This window comes from Burkholderia sp. Ac-20353, from assembly GCF_017104785.1.
GTDB lineage: Bacteria > Pseudomonadota > Gammaproteobacteria > Burkholderiales > Burkholderiaceae > Burkholderia.
The window spans coordinates 1-12,876 of the sequence record NZ_JAAGPL010000224.1 but is presented as its reverse complement, the minus strand read 5'-3'; the positions used below and the strand labels follow the sequence as shown (position 1 = coordinate 12,876).

Here is a 12,876-nt window from a genome sequence, read left to right as displayed (position 1 = left end):
GAGCCACGCGTCGACGCCGCGCACCGGCGCGACGTCGGGCACACGGTTGCGTCCGCACTGTTCGCACGCCGCGCGCACGATGCCGCGCCAATGCGCGACGCGTTTCTCCGCACGCTCGCCCGACAGCCGCACGACGCCGCGCGACGTCGACAGCGGCGCGATCGCCGCGGCGCCGAGCTCGACCGCCTTCTCGATCACCCAATCCATCTTGTCGCCGCCGGCGATGCCCTGCGCGAGCGTCACGCGGTAAGGCGGCTCTGCTTCGGTCGGCTCGAACGCATCGAGCCGCGCGATCGCACTGCGCTTGTCGATCTCGACGAGCTGCGCGCGGTACTGGCCGCCGGTGCCGTCGAACAGCGCGAGCGTGTCGCCTGGCTGCAGCCGCAGCACCTGCGCATGGCGCGCGACGTCGGCGGGCAGCGTGAGCATGGCGTCGGCGCGCAATGCCGCGTCGACGAAAAAGCGCGGCACGGCCGCGGTAGTAGTGGCTTCGTTCATGATTCGAGATACGCGGTTGATCGGCGTGCAGGCTCCGATCCGATGCAAGGCTGCGGGGGTAAAGCGGCGCGCCGCGACGGCGCGAAGGTTCAGCGGCGAACGCCCAGTGTATCGCGCAGCGCACACGGCAGCGCGAACAGCGACGCGTGCAGCCGCGCGTCGTAGTAACGCAACCCGTCGATACCGCGATTGACGAGGCGTTCCTCGATGTCGTGCATGAACAGCGACGCCGCGTCGAGCGTGTCGCTCGCGATCGCCATCAGCCAGACCGAGCCGTACAGCGGCACGTGCGCGGACAGCGGGTCGACGACCGCGAAGCTCGCGCGCAGGTCGGCAAGCAGCGCGGCGATGCGCGGCGCGTGGAACACCGGCGAGCCGAGATGCATCGTGATCGCGCCGCACGGCGTCAGGATCCGCTTGAGGTGCTTGTAAAAGTCGCGCGTATAGAGGCCGGCCGCCGGCGAGTCCGGCGGCGTGAGGTCGAACACGACGAGGTCGAAGTGCTCGACGGTCGACTCGACGAAGTGCGCGGCGTCGCCGATCACGACTTCGACACGCGGATCGTCGAGCGCGCCCTGGTGCACGTCGTCGAGGTAGCGGCGTGCCATCCCGACGACCTCGTCGTCGAGCTCCGCGACGACGATCCGCTCGATGCACGCGTGCTTGAGCAGCTGGCGCGCGGCGCCGCCGTCGCCGCCGCCGAGCACGAGCGCCTTGCGCGGCGCCGGATGCGCGAGCGCGGCCGGGTGGGTCATGCACTCGTGGTAGATGTACTCGTCGCCGACGGACGTCATCGGCCGGCCGTCGAGCGTGAACAGGCGGCCGAGCTGCGGTGTTTCCCACACCTCGATCTGCTGGTGCGGGGACGCGACGTGCGCGAGCCGCCGCGCATGCGGGAAGCCGTACGCGGAGTCGGGTGTTGGATGAAAGAGAAGCGTGGTGCTCACGGGCGGGCCGCGCGGGGCGGGCGGTTCCAATTTCTGAATTATAGAAGGCCGGACATCGCGGGCGCGAAGTTTGACGGAAAACCGTGCCGGAACACCGACCGTCAGGAAGGGAAATGTCAGCCCATCTGTTAAAATGACGAGCTTTGCAGCCTCGTCCGTTGGCTCCGCCCGCTTCGCGTCCGTCTGGCGCCGCACTTCGCGCCGGGAGCGGCCGGCCCGCGAGCTTCCGGATACCGCACGTGCCCCGTTTTCTCGACTCGTTCTCCGGACTCGACATGACGACTTCGTCTCCCGCCTCCACCACCCTGATGGCCAACGCGATCCGCGCGCTCGCGATGGACGCCGTCCAGCAAGCGAACTCCGGCCACCCCGGCATGCCGATGGGCATGGCCGAAATCGGCGTCGCGCTCTGGTCGCGCCACCTCAAGCACAATCCGGCGAACCCGCACTGGGCGGACCGCGACCGCTTCGTGCTGTCGAACGGCCATGGCTCGATGCTGCTGTATGCGCTGCTGCACCTGACCGGCTACGACCTGCCGATGGAAGAGCTGAAGAACTTCCGCCAGCTGCACTCGAAGACGCCGGGCCACCCGGAATACGGGATCACGCCGGGCGTCGAGACGACCACCGGCCCGCTCGGCCAGGGTCTCGCGAACGCGGTCGGCATGGCGCTCGGCGAAGCGCTGATGGCCGCCGAGTTCAACCGTGACGGCGCGAAGATCGTCGATCACCACACGTACGTGTTCCTCGGCGACGGCTGCCTGATGGAAGGCATCTCGCACGAAGCCTGCTCGCTCGCGGGCACGCTGAAGCTGAACAAGCTGATCGCGCTGTACGACGACAACGGCATCTCGATCGACGGCGACGTCGTCAACTGGTTCCACGACGACACGCCGAAGCGTTTCGACGCGTACGGCTGGAACGTGATCCCGAACGTGAACGGCCATGACGTCGACGCGGTCGACGCGGCGATTGCAAAGGCGAAGCTGTCGGACAAGCCGACGATCATCTGCTGCAAGACGGTGATCGGCCAGGGCGCGGCGACCAAGGCGGGCGGCCACGACGTGCACGGCGCGGCGCTCGGCGCGGAAGAAATCGCGAAGACGCGCGCGGCACTCGGCTGGACGTGGGAGCCGTTCGTGATCCCGCAGGAAGTCTATGCGGCATGGGATGCGAAGGAAGCCGGCAAGCGCAGCGAATCCGACTGGGACGCGGCGTTCGCGCAATACGGCGCGCAGTATCCGGCGGAAGCGGCCGAGTTCGAGCGCCGGATGGCCGGCAAGCTGCCCGCCGACTGGGCCGCGAAGGCCGCGGCGATCGTCGCCGGCGCGAACGAGCGCGCTGAAACGGTCGCGACCCGCAAGGCGTCGCAGCAGGCGATCGAAGGCCTCGCGGCGGCGTTGCCCGAACTGCTCGGCGGCTCGGCCGACCTGACCGGCTCGAACCTGACCAACTGGAAGGCGTCGAAGGCGGTCCGCGCGAACACGGACGGCCCGGGCGTCAAGTACGGCAACCACATCAACTACGGCGTGCGCGAGTTCGGCATGAGCGCCGCGATCAACGGCCTCGCGCTGCACGGCGGCCACAAGCCGTTCGGCGGCACGTTCCTGACGTTCTCCGACTACAGCCGCAACGCGCTGCGCGTCGCCGCGCTGATGAAGGTGCCGTCGATCTTCGTGTTCACGCACGACTCGATCGGCCTCGGCGAGGACGGCCCGACGCACCAGTCAATCGAGCACGTGTCGAGCCTGCGCCTGATTCCGAACCACGACGTGTGGCGTCCGGCCGACACGGTCGAGACGGCCGTCGCATGGACCCACGCAATCGCCGCGGATCGTCCGTCGAGCCTGATCTTCAGCCGCCAGAACCTCGCGTTCAACCCGCGCACCGACGCGCAGATCGCGAACATCGAGAAGGGCGGCTACGTGCTGAAGGACTGGGACGAAGAGATCGTCGCGCGCAAGATCATCCTGATCGCGACGGGCTCGGAAGTCGAGCTCGCGATGAAGGCCGTCGCGCCGCTCGCGCAGCAGGGCATCGCAGCGCGCATCGTGTCAATGCCGTCGACCAACGTGTTCGACCGCCAGGACGCCGAATACCGTGAACGCGTGCTGCCGCACGGCGTGCGCCGCGTCGCGATCGAGGCGGGCGTGACGAGCTTCTGGCACAAGTACGTCGGCCTCGAAGGCGGCGTGGTCGGGATCGACACGTTCGGCGAATCGGCGCCGGCCGGCGTGCTGTTCAAGCACTTCGGCTTTACCGTCGAGCACGTCGTCGAGACGGCCAAGGCCGTGCTGGCCTAAAAGCATTCGCGACGTGCGCCGGCCCCAGGCGCGCGTCGCACCGTGAAGCTGCACGAAACGAATTTTTTTCAGCCATCAGGAGATAGACCATGACGATTCGCGTCGCAATCAACGGCTACGGCCGCATCGGCCGCAACACGCTGCGCGCGTTCTACGAGAACGGCAAGAAGCACGACATCGAGATCGTTGCGATCAACGATCTGGGCGATGCGAAGACCAACGCGCACCTGACCCAGTACGACACCGCGCACGGCAAGTTCCCGGGCGAAGTGTCGGTCGACGGCGACTACCTGGTCGTGAACGGCGACAGGATCCGCGTGCTGGCCAACCGCAACCCGGCAGAACTGCCGTGGGGCGAGCTGGGCGTCGACGTCGTGATGGAATGCACGGGCTTCTTCACGACCAAGGAAAAGGCGAGCGCGCACCTGAAGGGCGGCGCGAAGAAGGTGATCATCTCGGCGCCGGGCGGCAAGGACGTCGACGCGACGATCGTCTACGGCGTGAACCACGACGTGCTGAAGGCCGAGCACACCGTGATCTCGAACGCATCGTGCACGACGAACTGCCTCGCGCCGCTCGTCAAGCCGCTGAACGACAAGATCGGCCTCGAAACCGGCCTGATGACGACGATCCACGCGTACACGAACGACCAGGTGCTGACGGACGTCTACCACGAAGACCTGCGCCGCGCGCGTTCGGCCACGCACAGCCAGATCCCGACCAAGACGGGCGCGGCTTCGGCGGTCGGCCTCGTGCTGCCGGAACTGAACGGCAAGCTGGACGGCTACGCGATCCGCGTCCCGACCATCAACGTGTCGATCGTCGACCTGTCGTTCATCGCGAAGCGCGACACGACGGTCGAGGAAGTCAACGCGATCATGAAGGAAGCGTCGGAAGGCGCGCTGAAGGGCATCCTCGGCTACAACGATGCGCCGCTGGTGTCGATCGACTTCAACCACAACCCGGCTTCGTCGACGTTCGACTCGACGCTGACCAAGGTGTCGGGCCGTCTCGTCAAGGTGTCGAGCTGGTACGACAACGAGTGGGGCTTCTCGAACCGCATGCTGGATACGGCTGTCGCATTCGCGAACGCGAAGTAATCCCGCACGACGCACGGCCGCCGCGAGGCGGCTGGCGTCGGTCGCGATCGGGCCCGGTCGGCTTTTGCCGACCGGGCTTTTTTATCGCCGTCAGCGATCCGCGCGCTGCGCATCCGCCGCGACCTGCTCGAGCGTGGCGACGAACGCACGCTTCACCGGGCTGTCGAGATCGGTCCACGCAAGGCCGATGCCGGTCCGGTGGCCAGCAAGATCGAGCGGCCGCGCAAGCACGTTCGGCGGCAGCGCGCTCGCCGCTTCCGTCGGGATCAGCCCGATCCCCATCCCCGCCGCGACGAGCGCGAGCATCGTCGTGAACTCGCCGAACTCCTGTGCGATCTCGAGCGTCGTGCCCGCGCGGCTCAGCGCGAGCAGCATGTCGTCGTGAAAGCCGGGTGCATAGCGGCGCGCGAGCACGAACGCCGGATGGCCGCGCAGGTCGGCCGGCGCGACCGTGTCGCGCGCAGCGAGCGGATGCTCGAGCGGCAGCGCGACGACGAACCCCTCCTCGAGCACCACGCGCGTGTCGATGCCCGCATACGAGGCCGGCAGGCGAATCATCCCGAAATCGATCCGGCGGTCGCGCAGCGCCGCAACCTGGTCGGGCGTCGGCATGTCCTTCAGTTCGAGCGTGATCAGCGGATAGCGCGCACGCATCACGCGCAGCACCGCAGGCAGCAGCGCCGGCAGCACCGACGACACGAACGCGATGCGCAGCGTGCCGATCTCGCCGCGGCTCGACAGCCGCGCGAGCTGCTCGGCGCGCGCGGCCTGCTGCAGCGTCGCCCGCGCTTCGGGCAGGAACACGCGCCCGGTGTCGCTTAGTTCGACCTTGTGCCGGTCGCGCTCGAACAGCCGCGCGCCGAGTTCTTCCTCGAGCGCCTTGATCTGCATGCTCAGTGCGGATTGCACGATGAACAGGCGCTGCGCGGCGCGCCCGAAATGCAGTTCTTCGGCGAGGGTGACGAACGCGCGCAGTTGCTTGAGTTCCATGGAGGGCCGGCCGGCAGGCGGCGAATTTCGGTGATCAGCTTCCATGATAACCACATCAAAAAAGACCATTGGCGCGACCTCCTGCCGAGCGCCGAAGATACGGTCAATGCAAGGCCGGCCACAACGGGCGGCCGGTACGACTGGCACGAGGAGACACCTATGACGAATGCGCTTGACCGGTTCCGCCTGGACGGCCGCCGCGCGCTGATCACCGGATCGGGACGCGGGATCGGGCTGGCGCTCGCCCGCGGCCTCGCGGAGGCGGGCGCGGCGATCGTCATCAACGATCGCAATGAAGACAAGGCGGCGTCGCTCGCGCGGCATTTCCGCGAGCAGGGCTTCGCGGCCGACTACGCGGTGTTCGACGTGACCGAGCACGGTCAGGTACGCGCGGCGATCGACGACTTCGAGGCGCGCGTCGGCGCGATCGACATCCTCGTGAACAACGCCGGCATCCAGCGCCGTGCGCCGCTCGACGCGTTCGACCCGGACGACTGGCACGCGCTGATGCGCGTGAACCTCGACGGCGTGTTCAACGTCGCGCAGGCGGTCGCGCGCCACATGATCACGCGCGGGCGCGGCAAGATCATCAATATCTGCTCGGTGCAGAGCGAGCTTGCGCGGCCGTCGATCGCGCCGTATGCGGCCACCAAGGGCGCGGTGCGGATGCTGACGAAGGGCATGTGCGCGGACTGGGCGCGCCACGGCATCCAGGCCAACGGGCTCGCGCCCGGCTATTTCGAAACCGAGCTGAATCGCGCGCTGGTCGACGATCCCGCGTTTTCCGACTGGCTGTGCAAGCGCACGCCGGCCGGTCGCTGGGGCCGCGTCGACGAGCTGTGCGGCGCGGCGATCTTCCTCGCGTCGGCGGCCGCCGATTTCGTGAACGGCCAAACGCTGTTCGTCGACGGCGGGCTGACGAGCGCCGTCTGACGGGCCGTCCGAGCGGCCCTCTGCATCTTCCGCCTGCGCGCACGGGCGCCGCGGGCAGGCGGCGGCAACACGCATCGATGTAACGCGCCCGAACCCCGAAACCCGGAACCCGCCGTACGAGCGGGCCGACGCCCCGGCCGCGTCCGCGCTGTCGGGATCCGCAATGGAGACAGCTTTGCACCGGACCTGAACCGGCGCTGACGCGCGCGGTCAGGCCGACATCTGGTCGATCGCAAAGCATGGGGCCGGAGCAAGTGCGAAAGCACGTACTCTGGCCGACAGGAGACAACGATGGCCCGCCTTTCCCCGCCGCTCGCCGAACGCGACGCACGTCCCGCCACCGCTTCCGGCACGCCTGCCGATACCGACGCGCGGCGCCGCGTCGACGAGAAACAGCTGAATCGCGCCGCGTGGACCTGCTCGCTCGGCAGCGCACTCGAGTACTACGACTTCGCGCTGTACACGCTCGCGGCCGCGCTGGTCTTCGGGCCGCTGTTCTTCCCCGCGCAAACCGCCGAGATGCGGCTGATCGCGAGCTTCGGCACGTATTTCGTCGGCTTTGCGGTGCGGCCGCTCGGCGGCGTCGTGTTCGGTGTGCTCGGCGATCGCATCGGCCGCAAGTTCGTGCTGACGGCGACCGTGCTGCTGATGGGAATCGCGAGCACGCTGATCGGCGTGCTGCCGACGTTCGCGACGGCCGGCTACTGGGCGCCCGCGCTGCTCGTGCTGCTGCGTATCCTGCAGGGGCTCGGTGCCGGCGCGGAGCAGGCCGGCGCGGCGGTGCTGATGACCGAATATGCGCCGGCCGGCCGGCGTGGCTGGTACGCGTCGCTGCCGTTTCTCGGCATCCAGCTCGGCACCGTGCTCGCGGCCGCCGTGTATTTCGTGCTGCTTGCGAACATCGGCCGCGTGACCGACAACTGGGGCTGGCGCGTGCCGTTCCTGCTGAGCGCGGTGATCGTCGGTGTCGGCCTCTACATGCGCGTGCGGCTGCACGAGTCGCCGACCTTCGTGCGGCTCGAGAAGCGCGCACAGGTTGCGGCGAACCCGCTGAAGAGCGTCGTCACGCATTCGAAGCGCTCGCTGCTGATCGGTATCGGGCTGCGGATGGCGGAGAACGGCGGCTCGTCGATCTACCAGGCGCTCGCGATCAGCTATCTCGCCGGCGTGATCGGCATGAAGGGGCCGATCGGCGCGCTCGCGCTGGTGTGCGCGGCGACTGTCGGCGCGGTGACGGTGCCGCTCGCGGGGCGCCTGAGCGACCGCTTCGGCCGGGTGCGCGTGTATCGCGCGTTCGCGTGGCTGCAGCTCGCGCTCGCGTTTCCGGTGTGGTGGATCTTCAGCCAGGGCAACGTGGTCGCGAGCGTGATCGCGATCTCGGTTGCGCAGGGCTTCGCGAACTGGGGAATGCTCGGCGCGCAGTCGGCGCTGCTGCCTGAGCTGTTCGGCGCCCGGCATCGTTACATGGGCGTGTCGTTTTCGCGCGAGGCGTCAGCCGTGCTCGCGGGCGGCATCGCGCCGCTCGTCGGCGCGACGATCATCGCGACGGTGATCGCGCTGCACGGCGGCGATCATGCGGCCGGCGTGCGCGCGTGGGTGCCGATCGCCGCGTATCTGTCCGTGCTGACGCTGATCACGCTGTTCACCACGTCGCGGATGCCGGAAACGCTGAACCGCGATCTCGACGATCCGCTCGATGCGACCGATGCATCCGCCGCGTCCACCTTGTCCACAGGCGACGCCGTCGCGCGGCACGCGTGAGCCGCCGGCCTCGGCCCCGATCGCGATGACGGCCCCGTCACTTTCATCAATCTCACCTCGACAGGAGCAGCGCAGATGGCGCACGAATCGAACCCCCGGCCCGGCTTGCTGATGACCGGCCCTTACCAGCCGTGGGACACGGAATGGCTCGACGCCGGTTACGACGTTCACCGGCTGTGGGACGCGCACGACCGCGCCACGTATCTGGCCGAGCATGGCGCCGGCGTGCGCGCGATCGCGACGCGCGGCGATCTCGGCGCGGACGCCGCGCTGATCGCCGCGCTGCCGAAGCTCGAGATCATCGCGTGCTACGGCGTCGGCACCGACGCGATCGATCTCGCCGCCGCGCGCGAGCGCGGCATCCGCGTGACGAACACGCCCGACGTGCTGACGGGCGATGTCGCCGATCTCGGTGTCGGGCTCGCGCTCGCGCTGCTGCGCAGGATTCCCGGCGCCGACGCGTACGTGCGCTCGGGCGCGTGGCACGACGGCGACATGCCGCTCGTCACGCGCCTGTACGGCAAGCGGGTCGGGATCGTCGGCTTCGGCCGCATCGGTTCGACGCTCGCGCGACGGCTGTCCGGCTTCGACGTCGAGATCGGCTACTTCGACGTCGCATCGCACGACGACACGCCGCACCGTTTCTTCGGCGACCTCGCCGAGCTGGCGAGCTGGTGCGACCTGCTGATCGTGACGCTCGCGGGCGGGCCGTCGACGCGCGATCTCGTCGATGCGCGCGTGCTCGATGCGCTCGGCCCGCGCGGCTATCTTGTGAACGTGTCGCGCGGCACGACCGTCGACGAGCCCGCGCTGATCGACGCGCTCGAGCGCTGGGCGATTGCGGGTGCCGCGCTCGACGTGTTCCGCAACGAGCCGCGCATCGACCCGCGCCTTCTCGCGTTGCCGAACGTGCTGCTGCAGCCGCATCATGCGAGTGGCACCGTCGAGACGCGTCAGGCGATGGGCTGGCTCGTGCGCGACAATCTGCACGCGCACTTTGCCGGCGCGCCGCTGCTGACGCCGGTCGTCTGAGGAAAATCTTCATGCGTATGCGTTGCATGTGTGTCGTGATCCACGGGCCGAACGACCTGCGGATCGAGGAGCAGGACCCGGGCGAGATCGGCCCGGGCCAGGTGCGGGTCGACGTCGCGATGGGCGGCATCTGCGGATCCGACCTGCATTACTTCCGGCATGGCGGCTTCGGGGCCGTACGCCTGCAGCAGCCGATGGTGCTCGGTCACGAGGTAGCCGGCACGGTGGCCGCAGTCGCGCCGGACGTGACGTCGGTGCGGGTCGGCGATCGCGTCGCCGTCAATCCGAGCCGGCCGTGCGGCGCGTGCCGCTACTGCGTCGAAGGCTTGCCGAACCAGTGTCTCGACATGCGCTTCTACGGCAGCGCGATGCGGATGCCGCACGTGCAGGGCGCATTCCGCAACGCGCTCGTGTGCGATGCGCGCCAGTGCGTGAAGGTCGCAGATCACGTGCCGCTGTCGATCGCCGCGCTCGCCGAGCCGTTCGCGGTCGGACTGCACGCGGTGTCGCGCGCCGGTCCGCTGATCGGCCGGCGCGTGCTGGTGTCGGGCTGCGGGCCGATTGGCGCACTCGCGGTGGCGGCCGCCCGCGCGCATGGCGCGGCGGAAGTGGTCGCGACCGACGTCGTCGACGAGCCGCTCGCGATCGCACGTGCGATCGGTGCCGATCGCACGATCAATGCGGCGACCGATACGGAGTGGGTCGCCCGCTACGGCGCGGACAAGGGCACGTTCGACGTAATGATCGAATGCTCGGGCAATGCGCGCGCGCTGCGCGACGGGCTCGACGTGATGCGGCCGCGCGGCGTCGTCGTGCAGCTCGGACTCGGCGGCGACGTGAGCCTGCCGCAGAACGTCGTGGTCGCGAAGGAGCTGTCGATCTGCGGATCGTTCCGCTTCCATTCGGAATTCGCACTGGCCGTGCAGCTGATCAACACGGGGCGGGTGGACCTGCGGCCGGCCGTGACCGGCGTGTTTCCGATGCGGGATGCGAGCGTCGCGTTCGAACTGGCGGGCGACCGGCGGCGCGCGATGAAGGTGCTGATCGATTTCGCGGGTGACGCGGCGTGATGGCGAACGCCCGTTGCTTCGCACCCCAGATTATTGCGTCGTCTGCGGCGCGCCGACGCGCTGCGACGCGACCCACAGCGCGATGAGCAGCCCCGCGAGCACGCCGCCCGCGACACACACGCCGCGCCAGCCGTCGACGCCGAATGCGACGCTTGCCGCGAACGACCCGAGCGCGCCGCCGATGAAGTAGCTCGTCAGGTAGATCGTCGTCACACGGCTGCGCGCGTCGCCGGCGAGCGCATAGATCACGCTCTGGTTCGAGATGTGCATCCCCTGCACGCCGACGTCGAGCAGCAGGATCCCGGCGATCAGCGCCGCGAGCGAGTGCGCGCCGGCCGCGATCAGCGCGAACGATGCGAGCACCGCGGCCGCGAACAGGCCGGTTGCCGCGTTGCCGTGCCCGCGGTCGACGAGCCGTCCCGCGGACGTCGCGGCGAGCGCGCCCACTGCGCCGACCACGCCGAACAGGCCGATCTGGCCTTCCGTATAGCCATAGGGCGGCTGGCTCAGCAGGAACGTGAGGCCCGTCCACAGCAGGCTGAAGCATGCGAACACGAGCGCGCCGTAGGCGGAGCGCAGCGCGATCAGCGGCTGCGCGCGCACGAGCGCGGCGAGCGACTTCATCAGCGCCGCATAATCGACGCGCAGATCGCGGCGATCCTTCGGCAGCTTCATCGCGAGCACGCCGGTCAGCCCCAGCACCATCAGCGCGGCGATCCCGTACACCGCGCGCCAGCCGAGCCAGTCGGCGATCGCGCCGGCCGCGACGCGCGCAAGCAGGATGCCGAGCAGCAGGCCGCTCATCACGGTGCCGACCGCGCGGCCGCGCGTGCGTGCGTCGGCGAGCGACGCGGCGAATGGCACGAGGAGCTGCGTCGAGCAGGTCACGAAGCCGAGCGCGATGTTCGCGGCGATGAACGCGTGGAAGTTCGTGCTGCACGCGACCGCCACCAGCGCGACGACGTTCAGCACGAGCAGCCGCACGATCAGCGTGTGGCGGTTGAGCGCGTCGCCGAGCGGCACGATCAGCAGCAGGCTCGCCGCATAGCCGAGCTGCGTGAGCGTGACGAGAAAGCCGAGCTCGGCCGGCGCGCGCCCGAAGCTGTGTGCGATCGCGGCGAGGAGCGGCTGCGCGTAATAGATGTTGCCGATGACGATGCCGCACGCACAGGCGAACAGCAGCGTCATGCCGCGCGTCAGGGTAGGGTGGGTGTCGTGGTGCGGTTTCATGGATCCGGAAAGCAGTGGCGCGGGCCGGCGGCTGCCGGCATCGAAGTGCGTATGATGCGAACGTCCGGTCATAGCGTCCAAGACTGGATTGCTATGAATTCGATTGGTGTAACCAATACCAGGTCCGCAATGCTCCTTCGCCACATCCGCTATTTCCTGGCCGTCGCCGAGCAGCGCAATTTCACGCGCGCGGCCGAGGTGCTGCACGTGTCGCAGCCGACGCTGTCGCAGCAGATCCGCCAGCTCGAGGATCAGCTCGGCGTGCAGCTGTTCGACCGCTCGGGCCGCGCGGTGCGGCTCACGGAATTCGGGGAGGCCTATGCGCGGCATGCGCGTGCGGCGCTGCACGAGCTCGATGCGGGGCAGCGCGCGGTCCACGACGTCGCGGACCTGAGCAGCGGTTCGTTGCGGCTCGCGATGACGCCGACCTTCACCGCGTACCTGATCAGCTCGCTCGTCGATGCGTTCAACACCGCGTATCCGAACGTCACGCTGACGATCGACGCGATGCCGCAGGAGCGGATCGAGGCGCTGCTTGCCGACGACCGGCTCGACGCCGGCTTCGCGTTCACGCCCGCGCGCCTGCCGGACATCGACGTGACGCCGCTGTGGGACGAGTCGCTCGCGCTCGTGACGGGCCGCACGCACCGTCTCGCGCGCCGCCGCCGCGCGCTGACGCCGGCCGAACTCGGTGACGAGCCGCTGATCCTGCTGAGCCGCGCGTTCGCGACGCGCGTGAGCATCGACCAGTATTTCGTCGATCACGGCGCGCGGCCGCGCATCGCGATCGAGGTGAACGCGATCAACGCGATCCTCGAACTCGTGCGGCGCGGCCGCCTTGCGACGGTGCTGCCCGATGCGATCGCGCGCGCGAGCGGCGATCTGTGCGCGCTGGAACTCGATCCGCCGCTGCCGATGCGCACGGCTGCGCTGCTGACGCGCAAGGGCGCGTACCGCAGCGTCGCCGCGCGCGCGTTCGTCGAGCGCACGCTCGCGCAGCGCGATGTGCAGA

Annotated in this window: 11 protein-coding genes; 7 read left to right on the top strand and 4 right to left on the bottom strand. The window is 69.1% G+C overall.

Going from position 1 to position 12,876, the window contains the following annotated elements; translation table 11 throughout:
• A partial coding sequence (locus tag G3N94_RS35200; RefSeq protein WP_205798633.1) for a 16S rRNA (uracil(1498)-N(3))-methyltransferase occupies window positions 1-498 on the bottom strand: 498 nt, incomplete at its 3' end.
• 89 nt (window positions 499-587) lie between these two features.
• Entirely contained in the window at window positions 588-1,445 is an 858-nt protein-coding gene (gene speE / locus G3N94_RS35195; protein WP_205798631.1) for a polyamine aminopropyltransferase, read from the bottom strand.
• A gap of 230 nt (window positions 1,446-1,675) precedes the next feature.
• Between speE and tkt the strand changes: the two genes are divergently transcribed.
• Window positions 1,676-3,748 carry a transketolase gene (gene tkt / locus G3N94_RS35190; protein ID WP_205798635.1) on the top strand — a complete coding sequence of 691 codons (2,073 nt, stop codon included), beginning with the start codon at window positions 1,676-1,678 and terminating at the stop codon, window positions 3,746-3,748.
• Window positions 3,749-3,837: 89 nt separating this feature from the next.
• On the top strand, window positions 3,838-4,848 hold the full coding sequence (gap, locus tag G3N94_RS35185) for a type I glyceraldehyde-3-phosphate dehydrogenase (protein ID WP_205798629.1): 1,011 nt from the start codon (window positions 3,838-3,840) through the stop codon (window positions 4,846-4,848).
• 90 nt (window positions 4,849-4,938) lie between these two features.
• On the opposite strand, the gene G3N94_RS35180 is transcribed toward gap, so the two are convergent.
• Window positions 4,939-5,838, bottom strand: a complete 900-nt coding sequence (locus G3N94_RS35180; RefSeq protein ID WP_205798626.1) for a LysR family transcriptional regulator — start codon at window positions 5,836-5,838, stop codon at window positions 4,939-4,941.
• Between the two features lie 159 nt (window positions 5,839-5,997).
• Here G3N94_RS35180 and G3N94_RS35175 point away from each other — a divergent pair, with 159 nt between their 5' ends.
• From G3N94_RS35175 to G3N94_RS35160, 4 genes are all read left to right on the top strand, one after another.
• Entirely contained in the window at window positions 5,998-6,771 is a 774-nt protein-coding gene (locus G3N94_RS35175; protein ID WP_205798625.1) for an SDR family NAD(P)-dependent oxidoreductase, read from the top strand.
• Between the two features lie 291 nt (window positions 6,772-7,062).
• Window positions 7,063-8,532 carry an MFS transporter gene (locus G3N94_RS35170; protein WP_205798624.1) on the top strand — a complete coding sequence of 490 codons (1,470 nt, stop codon included), beginning with the start codon at window positions 7,063-7,065 and terminating at the stop codon, window positions 8,530-8,532.
• A 75-nt stretch (window positions 8,533-8,607) separates the two neighbouring features.
• Window positions 8,608-9,564 (top strand): 2-hydroxyacid dehydrogenase, encoded by a 957-nt coding sequence (locus G3N94_RS35165; RefSeq protein WP_205798622.1) that lies wholly within the window; start codon window positions 8,608-8,610, stop codon window positions 9,562-9,564.
• Window positions 9,565-9,575: 11 nt separating this feature from the next.
• Window positions 9,576-10,634, top strand: coding sequence for an L-idonate 5-dehydrogenase (locus G3N94_RS35160; protein ID WP_205798621.1), 1,059 nt, complete (start codon window positions 9,576-9,578; stop codon window positions 10,632-10,634).
• 30 nt (window positions 10,635-10,664) lie between these two features.
• Here the strand turns inward: G3N94_RS35160 and G3N94_RS35155 are convergent, their stop codons facing one another.
• Complete coding sequence (locus G3N94_RS35155; protein WP_205798620.1) at window positions 10,665-11,864, bottom strand: MFS transporter; 1,200 nt, start codon at window positions 11,862-11,864, stop codon at window positions 10,665-10,667.
• Window positions 11,865-11,993: 129 nt separating this feature from the next.
• On the opposite strand from G3N94_RS35155, the gene cynR reads away from it, so the two are divergent.
• The coding region (gene cynR, locus G3N94_RS35150; protein WP_205798619.1) for a transcriptional regulator CynR at window positions 11,994-12,876 on the top strand (883 nt) is incomplete at its 3' end.